Below are 23,398 nucleotides of genomic sequence, written 5' to 3'. Positions count from 1 at the left end.
CAGGTTCCTTTGAGAAGGTGCAAAGCAACTATTCTTTGACAATATCAACCCGGGATTAAATTATTCCACACTAAGCATGAACAACAGGCTTTTCTGATAGAATACGCCCCTGTTTAAAAGAGGCTTAACCGGACGAATTATGGCACTGATCAGAATTGATGCATTAACCCTGGCATTTGGAAATCGCGTACTGCTGGATAATGCAGCATTACAAATAGAAGCAGGTGAGCGTATTGCCCTGGTAGGATTGAATGGGGCGGGAAAATCAACGCTGCTGAAGCTGATCAGTGGCGAGTTACACCCGGATAATGGCACGCTTTGGCGAGCCCCAGGTGCTCGTATTGCGCAGTTACCTCAATCCCTTCCGGCCGCTGATGAGCGCTTAGTGCGTGACGTTATCAGTGCGGGCCTGGCGGATGTGGTTGCTATGCGTGAGGCTTATGAAACACTGGCACAACGACCTGATGATGCGGCTATGCGTCAATTGGAGCAGTTGCAGCAGCAAATCGAAGCAGTTGATGGCTGGGACCTGGAGCGCAAGGTTGAAAAAGTGCTGACCCGTCTGGGGTTAAATCCGGATCAGACCATGGCCGAATTGTCTGGTGGTTGGCGTCGCCGTGCTGCATTGGGTGCTGCTCTGGTACAGGAGCCGGACCTTTTGCTGCTAGATGAGCCGACCAACCATTTGGATATAGAGGCCATTGAATGGATGGAGCAGATGCTGCTGGATTTCAAAGGCGGGCTGCTGTTTATTTCGCATGACCGTGCCCTGGTTGAACATCTGTCCACAGCAATTGTAGAACTGGATCGCGGCATACTGACCAAATTTCCGGGAAATTACAGTCGCTTCCTGGAGCAAAAAGAAGCTTTGCTGGAAGAGGAAGCCCGGCATCAGGCAGAATTTGACAAGAAGCTGGCTCAGGAAGAACGCTGGATTCGTCAGGGTATCAAAGCACGCCGCACCCGTAACGAAGGACGGGTGCGTGCTTTAGAACAGTTGCGTCGGGAGCGTTCTCAGCGTCGTGATCGGCAAGGCAAGGCCAGCTTTTCGCTGGATGATGCAGAAAAATCCGGCAAGCTGGTGGCTGAGCTGGAAAATGTTTCGCATGCCTATGGCGATAAGCGTTTGATTAATAATCTGAGCCTGAAGGTTCAGCGCGGAGATCGTATTGGTTTGATCGGCCCAAATGGCATTGGAAAAAGCACACTGCTAAAAATCTTGCTGGGTCAGCTACAGCCAGATTCAGGTCAGGTGCGTATTGGCACCAAAATGGAAGTGGCCTACTTTGACCAGATGCGCGATACATTGGATCTGGAAAAAACCGTAATTGACAATGTTTCCGGTGGGCGTGAAAGTGTTGATGTGCAAGGGCGTTCCCGCCATATCATCAGTTATTTATCCGATTTCCTGTTTAGCGCAGAGCGTGCTCGTACACCCGTCAAGGCACTATCTGGTGGTGAGTGTAACCGAGTGTTGCTGGCACGTTTATTCAGTAAGCCTGCGAATATGCTGGTGCTGGATGAGCCAACCAATGATCTGGATGTTGAAACGCTGGAGCTGCTCGAAGAAATTCTGATGGAGTTTAATGGCACGGTGCTGTTGGTCAGTCATGACCGTTCTTTTCTGGATAATGTGGTTACCAGTTCGTTGGTATTTGAAGGCGAGGGGCGGGTTCAGGAATATGTGGGTGGGTATAATGATTGGCTGCGTCAGCGCCAACCAAACGTTATAGATTCCAAATTAGCTGTCGCCAAAGCTGATGTGGTTGCAGCCGTACCCTCAACAAAACCGACAGAAGTACGCAAACCTGTGGGGCGCAAACTCAGCTATAAATTGCAGCGTGAACTGGATGCCTTACCTGCTGAGCTGGAAGCTGCGGAGGCTGTGTTGGAGTCAATGCAGCAGACCATTGCTGATCCTGATTTTTACGCTCAGGATAATACGCTTGTAACGAAAAAGCTGGACGAGCTGCAACAGTGTGAAGCTCGTGTTGAGGTGCTGATGGAGCGCTGGCTGGAATTGGAAGCGCTCCAGGAAGAAAGCTAAGCGTCAGCTTTCCTGGCTTTTAACCCGCACCGCCAGTACATCACACTTAGCGCCATGTAAAACACCATTAGCTGTGGAGCCAAGTAGCAGTGCCAGGCCATGACGGCCGTGGCTGCCGACAATAATCAAGTCAGCTTCGGTTTCACTGGCTATGCGATGAATTTCAGATTCGGTGTGGCCGGTGACAATATGACGCCGGCTGACCGGGTGGTCGATGGTGGCGCAAAGGTGGTTTAGCTTCTGTTCTGCGTGCTCATCGAGCTGCTCCTGAATGGTAGAAAGATCCATCGGAACGTCACCTCCATAAGCGAAAGTGAGCGGTTCAACAACATGGATAATATCCAGTTCTGCCTGATACAAGCGCGCAAGCTCTGCAGCTTTGGTTATCAGCTGCTCAGACTCGTCAGACAGGTCGATGGCTAGCAGTATGTGGGAATAAGTACTCATGGCTGTGCCCTTTAATGAATTGTCTTAGATTAAGTATAGGATAGCAGGATGGAATGGGTAATCTCTATAGTTGTTATGTTGTCATTGATTGGCTCGATAATGTGGATACGTCCTAGTCCGCGTGAACGAATGGTTGCCAATATTCGTCTGCATGCCCGTCAACTGGGATTCTCTGTACAGATTGCTCACCTGGAAACACCACGTGGCAAAGGGAGATGGAGCCGGAAAAAATCCGTGTGCCAGCCTACCGGGTGTTACGCAATGATTTGTCGCGGGATGAGCGTGATCAGTGGACAAGCTGGCAGGTTTTCAGAACAGAGAATGTTGCTAACCAAGGATTGCCAGATGGCTGGTCCTGGAAGCGTGGTGAGTACCAGTTAAGCCATAGCGCTTGTGAGAAAATTGCCGCATTGATTCATAGCTTACCGGCCGGTGTCATTGCACTCGAGTCCAGCCCGGTGCATTTCAGCGTGTATTGGCGCGAATCTGGCGGTCCTGAACAGTTGGATGCTATTTATGCAGCATTACAGCCCATATTAACAGCCAAAATTTAAACAGGATGATATATGTTATTACCCTCTCCCGGACGTTACCGTCACTACAAGGTTCTGAATACCAAGTGCTGGATTGCGCCCGGCATTCCGAAACCGAGGAATGGATGGTGATTTATCGCCCGTGTTATGGCGAAGCTGGCTTGTGGGTCCGTCCTGCTGGGATGTTCAGTGAGTCAGTCATGACCGTTGATGGAGAAGAGCTCCCACGTTTTGAGCGTATCGGTGACTGATGCTGTTGGGTACTAGTTAGGATCTTTCAGGTAGGCATCAATAGAGTCAGCTAGTGCGCCGGGCCCAAAATCGCGTTTGGGCTGCAGTTGGTCAATCAGTTGTTGTACTGGCTGCAGTCTGTCCTGTTTTTGGCGCTGCGGTACGGCTGCTCGCACCAGAATTGCCTTGGCATGTTTATAATGCGATAGCGCACCGAGTTTATCACCCTGTTGCATCAGCGTTCGTCCTTGAGCTATATGTGCATCGGCAACCATGGATATATTCAGCCAATACAGCTCCTGCTGGTAAGTATGTGCCAGCTGAGGTGTCATCTTACCCTTGTTGGCCATGTCAATAATCAGCTTTTCAGCAAAGTTAATATAGATTTGGGCCTTTCTTACTGCTCTGTCATTATTGAAAGGTTCCTGTTTTGGACGTGTTCTGTCAGTATTGTCTTTAATTTTGCTGACATCTGTCATGAGCTCAGAGTCCGGCGCTAGTACGCCGATTTCTTCAATCAGTGACAATGCATGCTGGTTTAACTTATCTGTTATGTCACCCCGGCAGTTGATCTCTTTCAGAACGGCCAGTGCATTAAGCGTATGTTCTGACTGCTCCTTGAGCCATTTGAGACGGGCGTTGCGAGCTTCTTTATACTTTTCTCTGGAAGTTATAACAAAGTTGACCGACAGGGCTGCCAGGCCCAGTGCGGCAATCAGAAAAACGTAAAGGAGGTTGTCACTCAGCATTAGCTTTGGCACTCTGGTATAAAGAAAACGTAAAAAAGCGCTTTTACAGAGCGATTTAGCCCTATTATGGCAACTTTTTTGTAAAGTTAAACCGTCTTTATTAGACAGTTTAACTTGACCCCGCTCAACTCAACACTTATATATGCACGATATTTTCCGGCGCACAGCGACATAAAGGATCAGATTTAATGGGTAAAACCCTCGTTATCGTGGAGTCACCGGCCAAGGCTCGCACCATCAATAAATACCTGGGTAGCCAGTATGTGGTGAAATCCAGTGTGGGTCATATTCGTGATTTGCCGACCAGCGGCAGTGGCAGCACTACCGACCCCAAGGAGCGTGCGCGTTTAGCTGCGCAGACGCGTAAACTGTCAGATGAAGATAAGGTTGTCTACAAGAAGGCCAAAGCAAGGGAGCAGCTCATTCGGCGTATGGGGATCGATCCTGAACAGGGTTGGTCGGCTCGATATGAGATATTGCCAGGCAAAGAAAAAGTGGTTGATGAGCTGAAAAAGCTGGCAGCCAGTGCTGATGAAATATATCTGGCAACGGATTTGGACCGTGAAGGGGAGGCGATTGCCTGGCATCTGCGTGAGGCGATTGGTGGTGATGACAGCCGTTTTAAGCGTGTCGTATTTAATGAAATAACCAAAAAAGCTATCAAAGAGGCGTTTAAAGAACCTGGCGACCTGGCGATGAGTCGTGTCAATGCACAACAGGCCCGGCGTTTTCTTGATCGGGTGGTTGGTTATATGGTGTCGCCACTTTTGTGGGAAAAGGTGGCCCGGGGCTTATCCGCTGGACGTGTACAGTCGGTAGCCGTGCGCCTGGTTGTAGATCGTGAGCGCGAAATTCGTGCGTTTATCCCCGAAGAATACTGGGAGGTATTCGCTTCAACGGTCAGTGAAGACGGTGAATCTCTGAGGCTTCAAGTGGTCCGCCAAGGCGAGACAGCCTTTCGACCGACATCGAAGGATGAAACTGATCAACTGCTGGCGCTGCTGAAAAAAGCCGACTATCACATTACCGGTCGGGAAGATCGTGCTACCAGCAGCAAGCCATCAGCGCCTTTTATTACTTCGACGCTGCAGCAAGCCGCCAGTACTCGTCTGGGTTTTGGGGTGAAAAAAACCATGATGATGGCGCAGCGCTTGTATGAAGCGGGTTACATCACTTACATGCGTACCGATTCCACCAATCTGAGTGAAGAGGCTGTTGCCACCTGTCGAGACTATATTCTCAATCAGTTTGGCGAACGTTACCTGCCGGAACAACCGCTGCGTTACAGCAGCAAAGAGGGAGCGCAGGAAGCACATGAGGCGATCCGTCCCTCTGATGTTAACCAGACTGCCGATAGCCTCAGCGGCATGGAGTCGGATGCCGAGCGCCTGTATGACTTGATTCGTCGGCAATTCCTGGCCTGTCAGATGACTCCGGCGTTGTATACCAGTACCCGGATTACCGTGCGTGCCAATGATTTTGAGTTATCCGTGAAAGGCCGGATCCTGCGGTTTGATGGTTATACCCGCGTGTTACCCGCACGAGGTAAAAACGATGAAGATGTCATTCTGCCGGACCTGAAAGAGGGTGATAAACTGGCCCTTCAGGGTCTTGAGCCCAAGCAGCACTTTACCCGTCCATCACCTCGATACACTGAAGCCAGTTTGGTTAAAGAGTTGGAAAAGCGCGGAATTGGTCGGCCTTCAACCTATGCGGCGATTATTTCCACAATTCAGGATCGCGGCTATGTGGAAGTCCAGGGGCGGCGTTTTTATGCCTGTAAGATGGGCGATATTGTTACGGAACGCCTGAGCGAAAGCTTTGCAGATCTCATGGACTACAGCTTTACCGCGCGCATGGAAGAGTATCTGGATGAGGTGGCTCGTGGTGATCTGGATTGGAAAGCCTTGCTGGACAAGTTTTATAAGGATTTTGTACAAGATCTGGAGCAGGCGCAGGACCCGGAAGCAGGTATGCGACCCAATGCCCCAACGCCGACAGATATCGATTGCCCGGACTGCGGGCGTAAGATGATGATCCGTACCGGTAGCACCGGTGTGTTTCTGGGTTGTTCCGGCTATTCACTGCCACCTAAAGAGCGCTGCAAGTGCACTATTAACCTGATTTCCGGTGATGAAGTAGTCAGTGCTGATGCGGATGAAGAGGCCGAGTCGCGCATACTGCGTAATAAGCATCGCTGCAAACTCTGTGGCACGGCGATGGATTCCTATCTGTTGGATGAAAAGCGTAAACTGCATATCTGTGGTAACAATCCGGACTGTGCAGGCTTTGAGGTGGAGCAGGGTAGCTTTAGAATTAAAGGCTATGATGGCCCGACCATCGAGTGTGACAAGTGCGGCTCGGATATGCAGTTAAAAACAGGTCGGTTCGGGAAGTTTTTTGGCTGTACCAATTCAGAATGTAAAAATACCCGTAAGCTGTTGCGAAGTGGTGAAGCTGCTCCCCCTAAGATGGATCCTGTTGCCATGCCGGAACTGCAGTGTGAGAAGGTAGACGATACCTATGTACTGAGAGACGGCGCCAGTGGTTTGTTTTTGGCTGCCAGTCAGTTTCCAAAAAAGCGCGAAACACGTGCGCCGTTGGTCAGTGAACTGTTACCGCATAAAGATGAAATTGATCCTAAGTATCATTTTCTTATGACGGCACCGGTTCAGGATGAGGAGGGTAATCCTACTATTGTCCGCTATAGCCGCAAAACCAAAGAGCAATATGTGATGACTGAAAAAGAGGGTAAGGCGACCGGTTGGCGTGCTTTCTACGACAGGGGAAACTGGACAGTCGAGCAGGCTAAAAAACGCGCGTCTAAATCCTGATTAATCGAAAGTCCTGGAGCAAGCCCTGGAGGGGTTGAAATGAGTGAAGTGTACCTGGCCCGTACTAACCAGAAATTGAATTTTGCCAGATTGCATCTGGAGGCGCTGAAAAATGCCCAGAATTCGTCAGCCTGGAGTAAGCATGCATTAATCGAGTCCTATCAGGAGTCGGTCTTGTTTCATCTGGCATCTACGTACAGTGCGCTGTTGCGCGAGGTGGCTGAGCGTTACAGTGTGGAAACGGAGAGTATTGTGGGCTTGCCGGATCTGGCTCTGGGCTTCGAAAAGGCCGGGTTTGAGTCGCCAGAGTTGAGTGAGTTGCAGCAGTTGGAAGCGCGTCAGGACAGTTGGTTACATAAGCTGCTTCGAGCCTATGCCGCCTGTTGGGTAGCGATAGACAAACAGCATAATTCAACAGCTTCTTCGAGCCTTTCAGAGATTCATGTGATGCAGGTTAATCCTGATCATGCCGAAGATCAGGATGTTTATACCGAGTATCAAGCCTGGTTGGATAGTATGCGTAAATTAGTCGATAGGCTCAGGGAGGGTATGCAGGAGTGGTGAGTAACTCCTGCATACAGATTGTGTTTAGCTCTGCTGGCGAATAACACCTACGCCGAGACCCTCGATGATTAGCTCGTCTTGGGTCAAGTCCAACTCTATCGGGCTGAACTCTTCGTTTTCAGCGATCAGGCTAACTTTATTGCCTTGGCGCTGAAAGCGTTTAACCGTTACTTCATCGCCGATTCTGGCAACCACAACCTGCCCATTGCGTATCTCCTGGGTCTGGTGCACAGCCAGCAGATCACCATCCATAATACCGATGTTTTTCATGCTCATGCCACGGACACGCAGCAAGTAGTTAGCGGGTGGATGGAAAAAATCGGGTGCGATATTACAGCGCTCTTCGATATGTTCCAATGCCAGGATCGGTGAACCGGCGGCTACCGATCCTATCAAGGGGAGGCCGGTTTCTTGCGGATCATTAATGGGCTCTTCAGGCAGGCGTATCCCCCGGGAGGTGTGCTGAATGATCTCAATCGCCCCTTTGCGCTGCAGTGCTTTAAGGTGCTCTTCGGCTGCATTGGCGGATTTGAACCCTAGCTCCCGTGCGATTTCTGCACGTGTTGGCGGATAGCCAGTGGATTCGATGTGGCGGCGAATGCAGTCAAGTACTTGTGATTGACGCGCTGTAAGTTTCATTTTATAACCTGTTTTTGTGTACAGTAACTGCATTTTTGTACAGTATTGGCGCTACGTCAAGTCAGTTGTGTCTGAATGGTGTAAATTTTGATAAAATAGACCACTGAAATTACAGAGGATCTTCGCTTGCTGGAAGCGTCACTTAAGAAAGAAATACAAACAGCCTACAGTCGCTTTCTGGATAGTCGCGGGTTAAAAGCCCGTCCGGCGCAAAAGCAGATGATTGCCGCTGTTGCCCGGGTACTGGGTAGCATCCGGGCTGATGAGAAAGGCAAGCGCTTAGGTGATTCCCATCTTGTAGCTGTGGAGGCGGGTACAGGCACGGGTAAGACCATCGCTTATCTATTGGCGGCGCTACCCATTGCCAAACAACGTGGCTTAAAGCTGATTGTATCGACAGCCACAGTGGCACTCCAGGAGCAGCTTACCGACAAGGATCTGCCTGAATTGGAAAGCCATGCCGGGTTGAGTTTCAGTTACAGCCTGGCCAAAGGGCGTGGGCGCTACCTCTGTCTTAACAAAGCCGAACAGCTGCTAGACGACAAGATGTCCCAGGGACAGATGGCACTTTATGAAGACGAACAAGCGCGTGTGATCGAACCTGGCGTGGTGAATGCGGTCAAGGCATTAATGCAACAGTACGCCGAGGGTAAGTGGGACGGTGATCGTGACCGACTGGATGCGGCACCCTCCGATGAAACCTGGGGACACCTGACCAGTGATCATATGCAGTGCAGTAACCGGCGCTGCATCAACTTCAGTGTCTGCCCGTTTTATCGTGCACGTGAGCAGATGGGCGATGCCGATCTGATCATCGCCAATCATGATCTGGTATTGGCGGATCTTTCGCTCGGCGGTGGAGCTATTTTACCGGAACCCTCATCATCCCTGTATATTTTTGATGAAGGACATCATCTGGCCGATAAAGCCGGCGGTCATTTTTCCTATAGCTTGCGACTGCATACAGCACTTCGTCTAGTTGGCGGGATGGAGAAAAAACTGCAGCAGTTTGCCGGACAGTGTTCGTCGCCCTACCTGGATGACCTGGTGGTCAAACTGCACCAACCCATTGCGGATTTGCTCTTGGCATTGAGTGGCATGAAAGACCTGGCAGAAGCTCTGTTGTTTCAGGATAATCGTGGCCGCACGCCGCGTGTACGCTTTGCCGGAGGGCGTCAGCCCGAGTCCTGGCTGTCGCCTGCGAATGAAGTCGCCCAGTGTAGCCAACGTATTCTGATGCAACTGGAACAACTGGCTGCACTGTTAAAAGAGGCACTGGAAGGTAATCTGGCCGACATTGAGCGGGCGCAGGCCGAAACCTTTTATCCGCAGTTAGGTTTTCTGATTAATCGTTTACAGCAGATGAGTTGGTTAGCGGGTAGTTTTGCCCGGCCTGACGAACCTGGTGCGAGCCCGACAGCACGTTGGGTGGTATTGCACGACACCCAGGCCGGTCAGGATTATGAGTGCTGCAGCAGCCCGGTGTCTGTTGCCGCCACGTTGCAGGAACATCTCTGGGAAGCGTGCTTTGGCGCTCTGGTGACGTCAGCAACGCTGACGGCGCTGGGGAGCTTTGATCGCTTGAAAGCTACGTTGGGATTGCCTGAGTCGACCCCTTGTGAGCAACTGGCCAGTCCGTTTGATTATTTTAATTCAGCGGTGCTGGAAATACCGGTGATGCGTTCTGATCCAGGGCGTGCTAACGAACATACCGACGAAGTCGCCGAGTATCTTAATCGTGAGCTTCCTGGTATTCAGGCATCATTGATACTGTTCAGTTCCTGGAAGCAGATGCTTAGTGTACTGGATCAGTTAGATACCTCCCTCAAAACGCGAGTGACGGCGCAGGGCAGCAGCTCAAAATCAGCCATGCTGCAACAACACCGGGAGCGCATCGATGCCGGCCAGCCAAGTAGTTTATTTGGCTTGGCGTCTTTTGCGGAAGGTGTAGATCTTCCCGGGGCTTATCTCACCGATGTGATCATTACCAAACTGCCATTTAGTGTACCGGATGATCCGGTTGATGCCACCATGGCCGAGTGGATTGAGCAACAGGGCGGTAATGCGTTTATTGAGTGGACCGTACCGGCTGCATCGATGCGCTTGACGCAGGCTGTTGGACGGTTACTGCGCACTGAGAAGGATCGTGGTCGGGTGGTGATTCTGGATCGCCGCTTGGTTGGAAAATTTTATGGTCGACAAATTCTGAATGCCTTGCCACCTTTCCGACAGGTGTTCTGACAGGGTAAGATATAGCAGCAATTGATCAGTAATCAAAAGGTACTCACTTGAATACAGAAGCACAGACACAGACTGAAAGCCCAAACGAACAGCCCTCAAGCGGCGATGCAGAGCGCAAACCGCGCCGCAAGCGTCGGGACAGTCGTGGCAATAGCCGCAAGAAAAGCTGGTCACCCAGTGAGTTTGTTGTGCCTGCTGTTGCAGACAAGAAACGTTTTCATGATTTTAATCTTCCTGATGATCTGATGCATGCCATCGCTGATCTTGGGTTTGAATATTGCACGCCGATACAGGCCGCTACGATAGAACAGGCGCTTGAAGGCAAGGATCTGATCGCCAAAGCACAGACAGGTACAGGAAAAACCGCCTCCTTCCTGATGGGGGTTATTACCGATCTGCTGGACTTCCCCTTGCCTGAACCCCGCAAGCTGGCTGAGCCCCGTGCGTTGATTATTGCGCCAACGCGCGAATTAGCGTTGCAGATTGCGGCTGATGCCGAAGGGCTGGTGCGTTATGCCGGTATGTCGGTGGTATCGCTGGTGGGCGGTATGGATTTCGAAAAACAGCGTAAAGCCCTGGCAAAAGCGCCGGTTGATATCCTGGTGGCCACTCCCGGTCGTCTGATCGACTTTGTGCGTTCCAAAGATGTGGATCTTTACCATGTGGAAGTGCTGGTGCTGGATGAAGCCGACCGGATGCTGAGCATGGGCTTCATTCCGGATGTGCGCACCATTATTCGCCACACGCCACGTAAAGGACCTGAACGGCAAACGCTGTTATACAGCGCGACTTTCTCTGACGAGATTATGCAACTGGCCAGGCAGTGGACAGTTGATCCGGTACAGATCGAGATAGAATCTGAGTCACAGGTAACGGATAACATCAGTCAAAAAGTGTTTCTGGTGTCGGCTGCAGATAAGTTTAAATTGTTACGTAATTATCTGCGCATCAATAATGTTGAGCGTGCTATCGTGTTTTGTAACCGTCGTCATGAAGCCCGTGATCTGGCCGAAAAGCTGCGTCGCGATGGCGTCAAGTCAGCGTTAATGTCTGGTGAAATTCCGCAGAACAAGCGGATGAAAACCATGGATGACTTCCGTAGTGGCAAGATTGAAGTACTGGTGGCTACCGATGTGGCCGGGCGGGGTATTCATATTGATGGCGTCTCTCATGTAATCAATTATCAGCTCCCGGAAGACCCGGATGACTATGTACACCGCATCGGTCGTACTGGTCGTGCTGGTGCCAGTGGTACATCGATAGCCTTTGCTTGTGAAAATGACTCGTTCATGATTCCGGAAGTTGAAGCTGGAACCGGTGTAAAACTGGAATGTATTCATCCGGATGCAGCTCTGCTGGAAGATCTGTCGGCACATCCACCGCAAGCTAATGACACGGGTATACAAGCCGATGTAGAAACACCGGAGGAAGCTATGCCGGCGGTTGAGGCTCAGGAGACGGCGCAGCAGGAACCCCAGCAGGAACCCCAGCAGGAATCCTCTGATCGGGCGCCCAAATCTGAGCAGCCTGAACAGAAAGATCTACTTGCTGAAGCCGATGTACCAGGCAGTATAGAGTCAACGGATACGCAGCAGAAAAAACCGGATGAGTCATAATGGAGCCGCAGGATAAACACCGGACGCGAAAACTCAGAAACCTGCTGGGTATTATCGTCAGTGCGTTATTTGCTGTAGTTGGTGTGGCCGGGTTCCAGCGAACCGGTGATCCGATGTTGTTATTGGCTTTTCTGGTTATGGCGGCATTGTCGTTTGGTATAATCAGCCTGGTATTCAGGTTGGTAGATCGCTTGCTCGATAGCCTGGATAAACAGCATCGGAAATGATCCTTACAGGGTAATCAGCGTTTTACGGAGAGTCACGTGAGTCAATCGACACATATTGCCGTCCTTGGGGGCGGAAGTTTTGGTACCGTGATTGCCAACATGGTAGCCGAGAAAGGTCTGCCAGTGCGTTTCTGGATGCGTGATGCGGCACGGGTGAAGCAGGTTAATGCCGAGCGTTGTAACCCGCGCTATGTGCCTGATTATCCGCTAGCAGAAAGTCTGGAAGCCACGGCTGACCTGAAGTATGCCTTGCAAGGGGCTGAAGTGGTTTTTATCTCCATTCCCAGTCACGCTTTTCGTAGCGTTTTGCGTCAGGCGGTGGAGTGGTTAAATCCAGAGCAGCTACTCATCAGTACCACTAAGGGTATTGAAATGGAAAGCTTTAGCTGATGAGTGAAATCATTACGGCGGAAGTGCCTGGTGCGCGTATCGGTGTGCTCAGTGGCCTAATCTGGCTAAAGAGATAGCCAGGCGCCAGTTGGCGGCTACGGTGATCGCCAGCCAGGATGAAGCCCTGCGTACCCGAATTCAGCAATTACTCCACAGTCCTTACTTTCGCGTCTATGCCAGTACAGATACCTATGGTGTTGAGTTGGGGGGGACGCTGAAAAATATTTATGCTATTGCCGCCGGTATGAGTGCCGCTTTGGGAATGGGAGAAAATACCAAAAGCATGCTGATGACCCGCTCACTGGCGGAAATGAGCCGTTTTGCCGTTTCCATGGGGGCCAACCCTATGACGTTTTTGGGGCTGGCGGGCGTGGGCGATCTGATCGTAACCTGTATGTCACCCCTCAGCCGTAACTACCGTGTGGGTTATGCGTTGGGCGAGGGGAAAACTCTGGATGAGGCTGTATCAGCACTGGGCGAAGTGGCAGAGGGGGTTAATACACTGCGTCAGGTGCGTGACAAGGCCGCTGAAATGGATATTTATATGCCATTGGTAAGTGGATTGTATGAGGTGGTCTTTACCGGTGCTCCGGTATCAGAAGTGGCGCGAAATATGATGGTCAATGTACAGAGCAGCGATGTGGAGTTTGTCTTGCCCCGGCATGAGTGCGCTGTCACTGGCACCGAAAAGACAGAGGTAAAGTGAATCCGACACAACACAGGTTTACACTCCCACATCTGCAATTAACCGGGCAGAGCTGGGGAGATAAGCAAGATGAACCCGTCATAGCATTGCATGGCTGGTTGGATAATGCCGCCAGTTTTAACTGGCTTGCACCCCAACTGAGTAATTATTACATCCTCGCACCCGATTTGGCCGGGCACGGTCATTCCGACCATCGACCCGCGGCGACACCTTATTATATCTGGGATAATCTGGCTGACCTGATAGCCCTGGCGGACCAGCAGGGGTTATCCCGCTTCCATCTGATAGGACATTCCATGGGCGCTGGTATTGCGGCGCTGCTGGCGGCTGTGGCACCGGAGCGGGTGCGTTCACTGGTATTGCTGGATGGTCTGGCACCCATGACAACTCCCGCTGAGCAAGCTCCTGCGCAGATGGCACAGGCCTTTCGACAACGCAGCCGTATCGGCACTCGACATATTAACCATTACAAATCCTTTGAAGATGCCGTAACGGCTCGGATGCTGAGTCGCTTTCCCGTTCCCTATGCTGCTGCCCAGGCCTTGGTTGAGCGTGCACTCTCACCTTCATCGGCCGGATGGAAATGGCATACAGATCCCTGTTTGATTCTGCCTTCTGTGCTAAGGTTAACAGAAGCACAGGTATGTGAATTTCTTAAGTTAATTAAAGTGCCCGTGTTGTTGTGTCTGGCACAACAGGGGATCGCGACTTCACAGACCCATAAATTGGCTGCGTGCGTAGAAGCTCTACAGATTCAATACTTGCCAGGAGGCCATCATTTTCATTTAGAAGAAGAAACTGTTGAACATCTGGCCGGTCATATTTTACAGCAACTGAATGCCGCTGGTTGTGGATACAGCGAAATATAATAGGAGTTACAATGCACAATTGCTCAATCAGGTTATTCTTACTCGTTATTGTGCTTGTCAGTGGTTCGGCTATGGCCGCCAATCAGTTACCTGATTGGTTTGAACCCTATCCGCTTGCTGCGCTGGAAAATGAGACAGAGCGCAATGTGCCTGACTATCAGCTTCCACTGAGCCAGATTGCCCGTATTCAAGGTTTGCTGAGAACGCAAAATGAGATACGCCTGAGTGGTGAATTGGTTCGCCGTACATGGCAATTGGCCACCGGTAATACACCAGCTCAGGGCTTTGAACATGTCAGAGATCAACTGCTCCGTGCTGGCGCATCTATTCTTTATGAGTGTTCCTCACGCCAGTGTGGTGCCAGCAATCTCTGGGCAAACCAGGTATTTGGTTATGCCAATCTTTTGGGGGTTGATAGTACGCAAAACTACCTGGCTGCAGAAATAGCTACAGGTCATATGGCGATCTACAGCGTCAGGCGTGGTAATGGCCGTGTTTATCTGCATGTCGATTACATCCATTCTGAAGAGATGGCTGCCCGTTCTGAAACGGATACGCGCTGGCAAGAGCGCTTGAATAATCAAGGCCATGTGCTTTTGCCTGACTGGAAATTGTCAGGCGATGATCGGGTACTTGAGATACTGCAACTGCTGGGCGATCGTCCTACCTGGCAGCTACGTTTGGTTCTGCACCAGCGTGTAGGTAGTGGCGATACCGGCTTAACTGAAAGTAATGCTGAAGCACAGCAGCTGGAAGCGCAGCTTCTGGATACCGGGGTGGATCGGAATCGAATCTCTGTTTATGGTGTTGGATCTCTGGTGCCCTCTGTACTCGGTGATCACGAATCAGTTTTGACCATTATACGTCTGCAGGACTGAAGCATGCCCAGTGTTTCCTTGGTGCTGGGTGCCGGTGGCGCGCGTGGCTACGCGCATATTGGCGTGATAAACCAGCTGGTTTCGCGTGGTTACGATATCGTTTCGATTTCAGGCAGCTCGATGGGGGCTCTGGTCGGTGGCGTATATGCTGCAGGCGGGCTGCAAGCCTACAGTGACTGGGTCAGCAAGCTGCGGTGGATTGATGTGGTGCGTTTGCTGGATCTGCATTTCCGGCGTGGCACCATACGTGGTGATAAGGTGTTTCAGCATATAGAGGCGCTCATTGGCAATCCGCTCATCGAAGATCTTCCCTTGCATTACACCGCCGTTGCAACGGATCTTTGTGGCCAGAAAGAGGTCTGGTTTCAGAAGGGCGCTTTGCTGGATGCGATTCGCGCCTCATCAGCCGTTCCAGGGGTGTTTACCCCAATTAAAAAAGCAGGGCAGGTTCTGGTTGATGGTGGGGTGCTAAATCCCTTGCCCATCATTCCCACGGTTGCCGTAAATGCTGACCTGATTGTGGCGGTTGACTTAAACGCCAGTGATGATGAAGTATCAGATACAGTTATGCCCGGCATCAGGCATTTACTCTCGGATAGAAGCATGCGAACACATAGCCGCATGGGGGTGGTTATGAGTTCTATGGAAGTGATGTTGGGAGCCTTGAGTCGTTACAAGGTAGCGGGTTATCCACCCGATCTGATGGTGCGCATTCCTAAATCCCTGGCTGGGTTTCATGAGTTTCACCGCGCAGAGGAGTTGATTGATCTGGGTTGGCGCATCGCAGCCAAGCAGTTAGATCAATTGGAAGCGCGTCATTATGACAACTTCCACACAGACGATCAGTACAGTTAAATCAATTTTTTCGTGCTTTCAGCAGGACATATACCGCACCGGTACCGCCTTCTTTAGGCTGCGCTGAACAAAATGCCACCACATAGGGCATCTGGCGCAACCAGTCGTTGACACAAGACTTTAAGGTGGCGGGTTGGCCTGGTTGAGTAAACGCCTTGCCATGCACAATCAACACACAGCGAGCGCTGTCCCTGACTGCGTCACGGATAAAACGGCTGACTTCATCGCGAGCCTGATCAACGCTAAAACCATGCAAATCCAACCCTTGCTCCCAGGGTATATGACCCTGACGCAAGCGTTTAAGCCGTCCTATCTGAACACCCGGAATGGCAAACAGCAGCTCATCTTCTGATTCTACCAACTCAGCGGCCTCGGCTGACAGGCCATCAATGAATTGCTCAGGCTCACGTGCTGCCATCAGGCGTCTGTAGGCCACTGATACGTCCTGGTGAGTGGTTTTTGGACCCAGGTCTGCGCGTGTCTTTTCAAGGGGAGTTACCCCTTTCATTAGCTTGGCGAAGTCCAGATCATCCTGATCATCCGGTGGTGGGGTAAACTCTGTCATGGCGTTTGGGTCGTTAAACTCTTAAGTCTATTGAAAGATTGAACTCATCAGTAGTTACTAAGCGGCATAATGCCAACCATCTGAAGACTCTTCAAAACACAAGTTTTCATGACTCTCTTTTGAGTCAAGATCTGCTAATTTTTCCAGCAACTCGTTAATTTTGTCATTTTCATAGTGGCCTTTTGCCAGAATACGAATCAACCTACCTGCCATTGATGTTGGTTGCTTCTTCTCCCAGCCGGCAACGGTCTGATCCTCTACTCCCATAGCATCTCCAAGACGCTTCTGTGAGAGATTCAGTTCCTTACGTAAAAATCGAAATTCAGCACCAGTCATCTTGGTGGGGGATTCAGTGATTGCTAAAGCAATTGCTTTATGCAGACCCTCAATGTCCTCTATTGACACGCCTGGCCCATAATCAGTTGTGTGTTCGGTGTATCCATTTTTCAAATACACATTGGGCAGGCCACAACTTCTGTAGTGATACATGCCTCATCTCCAATTTGGATAAATATATTTTTAATTAGTTTCTTAGAAAGTTGTTATGATAACGGTATAGCAACTGTCTTCTCTCAACTCTTTGTAATCAATTGCAATAGCAATGCTAACCCAAGTGCCAGCTGATTGCCCTTCCACCTTCATTTCCCAATTTCCTTTTGCTGCTTGGCTTGGGCCTTCCTTGATTGATCCAGTTCTAAGCACTCTGATAATATCAGTTCGGGTGATCCCTCTTTCATACATCCGATCTTCAGCATGGTTAGTAAATATGATGCGACTGCTATCTTCTGCCACTTGTCGCAAAATATCTTGGGCCTGGTCCTTCTTGAGAGGCAGCGTTAGTATCTTGGCACTCAAAAAAACCTCCTTGTTATATATTTGTGGATGTTGCTGCCTATGAACTCTACCTATAAATAATATACCTATATACATTATAGGTAGAGTTTAATTATAGCAATAGACTCTTCTTGCATTGCTCGTTACTAACAGCATTTTTTTGCCACAACGCTGTTAGCAGTCCCCCTAATCAATTAAGATTGTCTGCTGCTCGCATGTCAATGCAAAGCGTTTAACTCGATTTATGACAACAGGATAGACAACATGTCCGGTAATACCATCGGAAAGCTTTTTACTCTGACCAGCTGTGGTGAAAGTCACGGGCCTGCACTGGCCGCCATCGTGGATGGTTGTCCTCCGGGGATCCCACTGACAGAAGCTGATCTGCAGTTGGATCTGGATCGCCGTAAGCCAGGAACTTCGCGCCATACCACGCAACGCCGTGAAGCGGACCAGGTGCGGATACTGTCCGGTGTGTTTGAAGGGCGAACTACGGGTACGCCTATCGGTTTATTGATTGAAAATACCGATCAGCGTTCTAAAGATTATTCCGATATCCAGGACACTTATCGTCCAGCGCATGCTGACTATGTCTATGATCATAAGTATGGTTTTCGTGACTACCGTGGCGGTGGTCGCTCTTCGGCCCGGGAAACCGCTATGCGGGTTGCGGCTGGCGCCATTGCCAAGAAGGTACTGGCCGAACTGGGTGTGACAGTCAGAGGCTATCTGTCACAGCTGGGGCCGGTGTGCATCGATCCGGCGCGCTTCAATTGGGATGAAGTGGGGCGTAACCCCTTCTTTTCACCGGATGCTGTTGCGGCTGAAGCCATGGCTGAGTATATGGATGCCCTGCGCAAGGAGGGTAATTCTGTGGGTGCCAAAATTTCGGTTGTGGCGTCTGGTGTGCCTGTCGGGCTTGGCGAGCCGGTGTTTGACCGCCTGGATGCCGAGCTGGCGCATGCACTGATGAGCATTAATGCGGTGAAAGGTGTTGAAATAGGTGATGGATTTTCCGTTGTTAATCAAAAGGGTACTGAGCACCGAGATGAAATGACTCCGGAAGGTTTTCTCTCTAACCACGCAGGTGGTATCCTTGGAGGTATATCAACCGGGCAGGATATCCTTGCCCATATCGCATTGAAGCCAACATCCAGCATGCGTTTGCCGGGGCGTAGCATCAATAACCGCGGTGAGGCCGTAGAGGTAATCACCAAAGGGCGGCATGATCCCTGTGTCGGTATTCGGGCAACACCGATTGCTGAGGCCATGATGGCCATAACCTTGCTGGATCACTTGTTAAGGCATCGGGGCCAGAATGCCGATGTTAGAACGAGTCTGTTGACACTAAAGTAGGCCTATGAGCATTAAAGACATCGATGATACACAAAAGTATTTTAATACCCTGTCACAGCAGCGCAGCTGGCCTGTGGGCTCGGCTGTAACAAGCCGTGATCGTAAAGACTTTTTTCTTCGTCGTGATGATTATGAGTTTGCCGGTAACCATCTGATCATTGACCTGTTTGGTGCGCAGCAACTCGATAGTCTGGATCATATGGAAGAGGCTCTGAGAGAAGCTGTGGAGGCTGCAGGGGCAACGTTGCTGCATATTCATCTGCATCACTTTACGCCCAATGGTGGAATTTCTGGTGTAGCCGTACTGGCTGAGTCACATATCAGTGTGCACACCTGGCCTGAGCGGCAGTTTGCCGCCTTTGATGTGTTTATGTGCGGAGATGCCGAGCCGGCTAAAACCTTACCAGTGTTGCAGCGCTTCTTTACCCCAAATGACGTGGATGTCAAAGAGTTCATTCGTGGCCGTATGCCCCTGGATACCGCCGCTGCCCCATGAAAGCCTTTACTGAAACCCTAAGTGATGGCTATGGCCAGACTTTAAGTATCGATGCGTGTTTGTTTGAACAGCAAACTGAGCATCAACACCTGATTATTTTTCAAAATCGTTTTTTTGGTCGGGTGATGGCACTCGATGGTATCGTGCAGACCACCGAGCGTGATGAGTTCATCTATCATGAAATGATGGTGCATGTGCCTGTGTTCGCACATGGGCAGGCGGCACGGGTATTGATTATCGGTGGCGGTGATGGCGGTATATTGCGTGAAGTACTCAAGCATTCGCAGGTTGAGCAGGTGGTTCAGGTTGAGATAGATCAGGCGGTGATTGATCTATGCCGGGAATACTTGCCAGGACATTCAGCGGGGGCTTTTGATGATCCACGTGCCGAAATAGTCATTGCCGACGGTGTCACTTATGTCAATTCTGCCACTCCGGCACCTTTCGATGTGATTATTTCCGACTGTACTGATCCGTTGGGTCCAGGTGAAGTGCTGTTTTCCAGTGAGTTTTATGCCGGCTGCAAGCGCCTGTTGAAGCCCGGTGGTATTTTTGTGGCCCAGAACGGGGTGGTGTTTATGCAGCCGGATGAGCTGGTCACGACCCGTCAGCGTCTGGGGCCTTATTTTGTCGATCAGAGCTTTTATACGGTGTCCGTGCCCACCTATGTTGGCGGTAACATGGCATTGGCCTGGGGCTGTGACGATACAGCTAAACGCTGGGTGGATGAAGCTGTATTGGCTGAGCGCTTCCAGCGCAGTGGTCTGACTTGCCACTACTATACGCCAGCACTGCATAGAGCGGCTTTCGCTTTACCAGCTTACATGCAGGCCTTGTTGACCCCGGATGCTGCGAGTTTTTAGGGCGTTTAGCCCGTATTTGGTGCATTTTCTGAAAAGATTAAATTTTTAATCGTTTGAAAATAAAGACTTTTTAATTATATCGACTCTGGTATGATTCCTGCTTGATTCTTACTACCCTGAGAATCTGTACCCAGGGCTTTCACAAGAAGCCGGGTACCTGAACCGTTATTGACCACAAGTCAGTACACTATAGAGGTTGTATCATGAGTACCACACACCGCTGGCTCTCCCTGTTTGAGGGCTGTTTGCTCGTTGCACTGGGCGTACATCTGCTAAATGCTGCCAATCTGCTTATCAGTGGTACGGCCGGGATCGGCATGCTTTTCACCCAACTGACACCACTTTCCTTTGGTCAGTTATTTTTCCTGCTCAATCTGCCTTTTTATCTACTTGCCTGGCACACATTAGGGAAGGATTTTACCTTAGAACCTTTTGCAGTATCTCCATGCTCGCGGGACTTTCCGAGCTGATGCGCTTATTTATTCATATCGACATAGATCCGTTGTTTTCGGCGTTACTCGGCGGGATGCTGGTCGGCTTTGGCCTGATTCTGCTGTTTCGTCATAATGCGTCGCTAGGTGGTCTGAATATTCTTGCCCTTTATCTGGAGCGGCGCCTGGGTATCCATGCCAGTAAAACCACGCTGGCCGGTGATGCACTGGTGTTGCTGCTGGCTGTCATGGTGGTGGATATGACCAGTTTGATCTATTCGTTGCTGGCTTTTTTGACCCTGTGTTCAGTTGTTGGGCGTTACCATCGTCCTCCTGTGTGGGCGCGAGTCAAAGCCCACAGTTGAGGCTCATCTATTCAGCTAACCTTCAGTCGTCTTCACTATACTCAAGTGATAATCTACTTTGGAGGTTTATGATGAACAAACTACTGGTACTGCTTTTCGCAGGTGTTGCTCTGCCTGTATGGGCTTCACCTCCGGCTTTCACACCGGCAGCGCAGGAGCAGCGTGGTCGGTCAGGTGAGGCGAGGGAGCAGTCAGCACGAGAGTCCTCTTCAATGGGCCCGCAACATCGTGATAGTGATACAGAAAACCTACTCCCATCCTTAACGTCCACGGAGACGGAAGGGTTGATAAGTCGTGTACTGGAAGAGTATTTCGGCCTGTCGGCACCTGAGACGCATCAGGCTTATAACCAGCGTGCTTTACCACCCGGGTTGCAGCGGAAGCTGGATCGTGGTGGTAGTTTGCCACCGGGTTGGCAGAAAAAACTCGCCAGAGGCGAAGTGATGCCAGTGGATCTTTACCAGCAGGGGGTTCGATTACCCAATCATTACGGTCGTCACCTGCCGCATCAACAGGAAGAAACCGAGTTGCTGTTATTAGGTGATAAGATTGTGCGGGTAGTGCAAGGTCAGGGCACAATACTGGACGTGATAGATATCACCAGCGCTATTTTACAGCCTCGTTAAGCTTGTATGGGCGGATAGATACAAGGCGTAATTCCATATAGCTAAATATTATAGATAAAATTCTTGTTATAACCATTGTCTTAATATAATCTCGTCTCCCATAGATAAATGCTTTTGATGCATTTGTAGAATAGGTGGAGATGATATGAAGCTGGTAAAAAACGTAAAGACTCTTGCTGCAGCCTTGGCCCTTGGCCTGGCTGCAGGTCAGGCTCAAGCAACTGATGATTCACTGCTGAACTCGTCGTATGATATTGCACGGGAGTTGTTTGCCAGTTACAACGAGCACTTTGCTCAGTACTGGCAGGAAAAAACCGGAAACAGCATTGAGATTCGCCAGTCGCATGGTGGCTCTTCACGTCAGGCCCAGGCGATTATTCAGGGATTGCGTGCCGACGTTGTCACCTACAATCAGGTGACTGATGTCGATATTCTGCATGAACGCGGCGATCTGTTACCAGCTGATTGGCGCAGTCAGTTACCCAATGCCAGCTCCCCCTACTACTCCACCATGGCGTATTTAGTGCGTAAAGGTAATCCTAAGGGCATCAGCAACTGGGACGATCTGGCGCGTGAAGATGTCAGCACCATATTTCCTAATCCTAAAACCTCTGGTAATGGCCGCTATACCTACTTGGCTGCCTATGGTTATGCGCAGCAAACCTTTGGTGATGATCAGTCCAAAATTGACGAATTCGTCAAAACCTTTCTTAGCCGCGTAGCCGTGTTTGATACTGGTGGCCGTGGTGCAACCACCACCTTTGTTGAGCGTGGCCTGGGTGATGCGCTGCTGACCTTTGAGTCGGAAGTGAACAACATCGTCGCGCAATATCCTGAGCAGGAATTTGAAGTGGTTGTACCTAAAGTCAGTTTTTTGGCTGAATTTCCGGTAGCCGTGGTTGAACAGCATGCTGAACGTAATGGTAATACGGAATTGGCGCGTGCTTATCTTGAAGAGCTTTATTCAGAAGCATCTCAGCGTTTGTTAGCAGGTTTTAACTATCGGGTACATAACGAAGTGATCCAGGCTGAGTTTTCTGACCGTTTTCCCGACCTGGAACTTCTGACAATCGAACAGATCGCGGGTAATTGGGAAAATGCCATGACAGAGCATTTTGCCAGTGGTGGCAAACTGGATCAGTTGCAACGTCGCTGAGTTGATTAAGGATTAACGGACAATGTCTACAGCCATTGCACCCGCCATTTCTCTGACCCCCGGTAAGCGTGTATTACCGGGGTTCGCGCTGAGCATGGGTATTTCACTGCTGTTTATCAGTTTGGTATTGCTGTTACCGATTACTGGATTGCTGGTACAAACGGCTGGCATGACCTGGCAAGAGTACTGGGCGGTGATCAGTGATCCACGGGTGGTGGCGTCTTACAAGGTAACAGTTTGGGCTGCTGGTATTGCATCATTATTTAATGGCATTGTTGGCTTGCTGCTTGCCTGGGTACTGGTGCGTTATGAATTTCCGGGTAAGCGCATCGTTGATGCGTTAATGGATCTTCCCTTTGCACTGCCTACGGCTGTTGCTGGTATCACCCTTTCGGCGTTGTTTGCTGAAAACGGTTGGTATGGCTCAATTCTGGCTGAAGCCGGTATCAAGGTGCTTATACGCCGCTGGGAATTATTGTCGCCATGTCGTTTACCAGTCTGCCGTTTGTGGTACGTACGGTTCAACCTGTTCTGGAAGATCTGGCTCCAGAAGATGAAGAAGCCGGGATTACCATTGGTGGATCTGATTTGACGGTATTCCGTAGAGTGGTTTTTCCAACACTTTGGCCAGCCTTAATGACCGGGATTGCACTGTCGTTCACCCGTAGTCTGGGGGAGTTTGGTGCCGTCATTTTTATTGCCGGTAATATGCCTTATGTGAGTGAAATCACCAGTCTAATGATCTTTATTCGCTTGCAGGAGTTTGATTATGCAGCGGCTAGTGCGATTGCTTCGGTGGTGTTATTGGCATCATTGATTCTACTTTTTTTGATTAATATCTGGCAGGCGCATTATCTGCGCCGTATACACGGGCGGTAAT

At 50.3% G+C, this 23,398-nt stretch carries 22 protein-coding genes and 3 pseudogenes; 19 read left to right on the top strand and 6 right to left on the bottom strand.

Annotation, left to right across the window (positions count from 1 at the left end; all coding sequences use genetic code 11):
• Positions 1 to 139: 139 nt before the first annotated feature.
• Positions 140 to 2,047, top strand: coding sequence for an ATP-binding cassette domain-containing protein (locus tag LH51_RS03475; protein WP_036519734.1), 1,908 nt, complete (start codon positions 140 to 142; stop codon positions 2,045 to 2,047).
• Between the two features lie 3 nt (positions 2,048 to 2,050).
• Here LH51_RS03475 and LH51_RS03470 read toward each other — a convergent pair whose 3' ends face one another.
• On the bottom strand, positions 2,051 to 2,494 hold the full coding sequence (locus tag LH51_RS03470) for a universal stress protein (RefSeq protein WP_036519732.1): 444 nt from the start codon (positions 2,492 to 2,494) through the stop codon (positions 2,051 to 2,053).
• A gap of 215 nt (positions 2,495 to 2,709) precedes the next feature.
• Between LH51_RS03470 and LH51_RS03465 the strand changes: the two genes are divergently transcribed.
• Together LH51_RS03465 and LH51_RS03460 are read left to right on the top strand one after the other, a co-directional pair.
• Positions 2,710 to 3,048: a hypothetical protein gene (locus LH51_RS03465; protein WP_052063402.1), complete on the top strand. Its 339-nt coding sequence runs from the start codon at positions 2,710 to 2,712 to the stop codon at positions 3,046 to 3,048.
• Positions 3,049 to 3,113: 65 nt separating this feature from the next.
• Positions 3,114 to 3,278, top strand: a complete 165-nt coding sequence (locus LH51_RS03460; protein WP_327124166.1) for a DUF1653 domain-containing protein — start codon at positions 3,114 to 3,116, stop codon at positions 3,276 to 3,278.
• Between the two features lie 12 nt (positions 3,279 to 3,290).
• Here LH51_RS03460 and LH51_RS03455 read toward each other — a convergent pair whose 3' ends face one another.
• Positions 3,291 to 4,007, bottom strand: coding sequence for a hypothetical protein (locus tag LH51_RS03455; RefSeq protein WP_036519731.1), 717 nt, complete (start codon positions 4,005 to 4,007; stop codon positions 3,291 to 3,293).
• 188 nt (positions 4,008 to 4,195) lie between these two features.
• Between LH51_RS03455 and topA the strand changes: the two genes are divergently transcribed.
• Both topA and LH51_RS03445 read left to right on the top strand, forming a co-directional pair.
• On the top strand, positions 4,196 to 6,841 hold the full coding sequence (gene topA, locus LH51_RS03450; protein ID WP_036519729.1) for a type I DNA topoisomerase: 2,646 nt from the start codon (positions 4,196 to 4,198) through the stop codon (positions 6,839 to 6,841).
• Positions 6,842 to 6,880: 39 nt separating this feature from the next.
• Positions 6,881 to 7,405 (top strand): DUF6586 family protein, encoded by a 525-nt coding sequence (locus LH51_RS03445; RefSeq protein WP_036519728.1) that lies wholly within the window; start codon positions 6,881 to 6,883, stop codon positions 7,403 to 7,405.
• A 24-nt stretch (positions 7,406 to 7,429) separates the two neighbouring features.
• Here the strand turns inward: LH51_RS03445 and lexA are convergent, their stop codons facing one another.
• Positions 7,430 to 8,044, bottom strand: coding sequence for a transcriptional repressor LexA (gene lexA, locus LH51_RS03440; RefSeq protein WP_036519727.1), 615 nt, complete (start codon positions 8,042 to 8,044; stop codon positions 7,430 to 7,432).
• Positions 8,045 to 8,170: 126 nt separating this feature from the next.
• On the opposite strand from lexA, the gene dinG reads away from it, so the two are divergent.
• The 7 genes and pseudogenes from dinG (at position 8,171) to LH51_RS03405 (ending at position 15,826) form a co-directional block, all read left to right on the top strand.
• Positions 8,171 to 10,285, top strand: a complete 2,115-nt coding sequence (dinG, locus tag LH51_RS03435; RefSeq protein WP_036519725.1) for an ATP-dependent DNA helicase DinG — start codon at positions 8,171 to 8,173, stop codon at positions 10,283 to 10,285.
• A gap of 47 nt (positions 10,286 to 10,332) precedes the next feature.
• On the top strand, positions 10,333 to 11,901 hold the full coding sequence (gene rhlB / locus LH51_RS03430; protein WP_081960639.1) for an ATP-dependent RNA helicase RhlB: 1,569 nt from the start codon (positions 10,333 to 10,335) through the stop codon (positions 11,899 to 11,901).
• Positions 11,901 to 12,128, top strand: coding sequence for a hypothetical protein (locus LH51_RS03425; protein ID WP_036519723.1), 228 nt, complete (start codon positions 11,901 to 11,903; stop codon positions 12,126 to 12,128). Before rhlB ends, LH51_RS03425 begins: the two co-directional genes overlap by 1 nt.
• Before the next feature lie 99 nt (positions 12,129 to 12,227).
• Positions 12,228 to 13,224: pseudogene (locus tag LH51_RS03420) on the top strand (NAD(P)H-dependent glycerol-3-phosphate dehydrogenase).
• On the top strand, positions 13,221 to 14,093 hold the full coding sequence (locus LH51_RS03415) for an alpha/beta fold hydrolase (protein WP_160173671.1): 873 nt from the start codon (positions 13,221 to 13,223) through the stop codon (positions 14,091 to 14,093). Before LH51_RS03420 ends, LH51_RS03415 begins: the two are co-directional and overlap by 4 nt.
• Positions 14,094 to 14,104: 11 nt before the next feature.
• Entirely contained in the window at positions 14,105 to 14,971 is an 867-nt protein-coding gene (locus LH51_RS18760) for a DUF4892 domain-containing protein (protein ID WP_052063400.1), read from the top strand.
• Between the two features lie 3 nt (positions 14,972 to 14,974).
• Positions 14,975 to 15,826, top strand: a complete 852-nt coding sequence (locus tag LH51_RS03405; protein ID WP_052063399.1) for a patatin-like phospholipase family protein — start codon at positions 14,975 to 14,977, stop codon at positions 15,824 to 15,826.
• Position 15,827: 1 nt separating this feature from the next.
• Here LH51_RS03405 and LH51_RS03400 read toward each other — a convergent pair whose 3' ends face one another.
• From LH51_RS03400 to LH51_RS03390, 3 genes are read right to left on the bottom strand one after another with little or no spacing between them, the layout of a single operon-like run.
• The gene (locus LH51_RS03400) at positions 15,828 to 16,391 is read right to left on the bottom strand and encodes a Smr/MutS family protein (RefSeq protein ID WP_052063398.1); all 564 of its coding nucleotides are present in this window, start codon (positions 16,389 to 16,391) and stop codon (positions 15,828 to 15,830) included.
• 57 nt (positions 16,392 to 16,448) lie between these two features.
• Positions 16,449 to 16,880 (bottom strand): helix-turn-helix domain-containing protein, encoded by a 432-nt coding sequence (locus LH51_RS03395; protein ID WP_036519722.1) that lies wholly within the window; start codon positions 16,878 to 16,880, stop codon positions 16,449 to 16,451.
• Positions 16,881 to 16,922: 42 nt separating this feature from the next.
• Complete coding sequence (locus LH51_RS03390; RefSeq protein WP_160173670.1) at positions 16,923 to 17,246, bottom strand: DUF4258 domain-containing protein; 324 nt, start codon at positions 17,244 to 17,246, stop codon at positions 16,923 to 16,925.
• Positions 17,247 to 17,489: 243 nt separating this feature from the next.
• Between LH51_RS03390 and aroC the strand changes: the two genes are divergently transcribed.
• From aroC to cysT, 7 genes and pseudogenes are all read left to right on the top strand, one after another.
• Positions 17,490 to 18,581, top strand: coding sequence for a chorismate synthase (gene aroC, locus LH51_RS03385; protein WP_036519720.1), 1,092 nt, complete (start codon positions 17,490 to 17,492; stop codon positions 18,579 to 18,581).
• 4 nt (positions 18,582 to 18,585) lie between these two features.
• Positions 18,586 to 19,077 (top strand): adenosylmethionine decarboxylase, encoded by a 492-nt coding sequence (speD, locus tag LH51_RS03380; RefSeq protein ID WP_081960638.1) that lies wholly within the window; start codon positions 18,586 to 18,588, stop codon positions 19,075 to 19,077.
• Positions 19,074 to 19,940: a polyamine aminopropyltransferase gene (speE, locus tag LH51_RS03375; protein WP_036519719.1), complete on the top strand. Its 867-nt coding sequence runs from the start codon at positions 19,074 to 19,076 to the stop codon at positions 19,938 to 19,940. Before speD ends, speE begins: the two co-directional genes overlap by 4 nt.
• A gap of 203 nt (positions 19,941 to 20,143) precedes the next feature.
• Positions 20,144 to 20,736, top strand: a pseudogene (locus tag LH51_RS22095) (YitT family protein).
• Between the two features lie 68 nt (positions 20,737 to 20,804).
• On the top strand, positions 20,805 to 21,362 hold the full coding sequence (locus tag LH51_RS18755) for a hypothetical protein (protein WP_160173669.1): 558 nt from the start codon (positions 20,805 to 20,807) through the stop codon (positions 21,360 to 21,362).
• A gap of 145 nt (positions 21,363 to 21,507) precedes the next feature.
• Positions 21,508 to 22,518 (top strand): thiosulfate ABC transporter substrate-binding protein CysP, encoded by a 1,011-nt coding sequence (gene cysP, locus LH51_RS03360; protein ID WP_036519718.1) that lies wholly within the window; start codon positions 21,508 to 21,510, stop codon positions 22,516 to 22,518.
• Positions 22,519 to 22,540: 22 nt separating this feature from the next.
• Positions 22,541 to 23,397 (top strand): annotated as a pseudogene (gene cysT, locus LH51_RS03355) (sulfate/thiosulfate ABC transporter permease CysT).
• Position 23,398 lies beyond the last annotated feature (1 nt).

Source organism: Nitrincola sp. A-D6 (genome assembly GCF_000764495.1).
Classification (GTDB): Bacteria; Pseudomonadota; Gammaproteobacteria; order Pseudomonadales; family Balneatricaceae; genus Nitrincola.
This window is presented reverse-complemented; position numbering and strand designations above follow the sequence as displayed.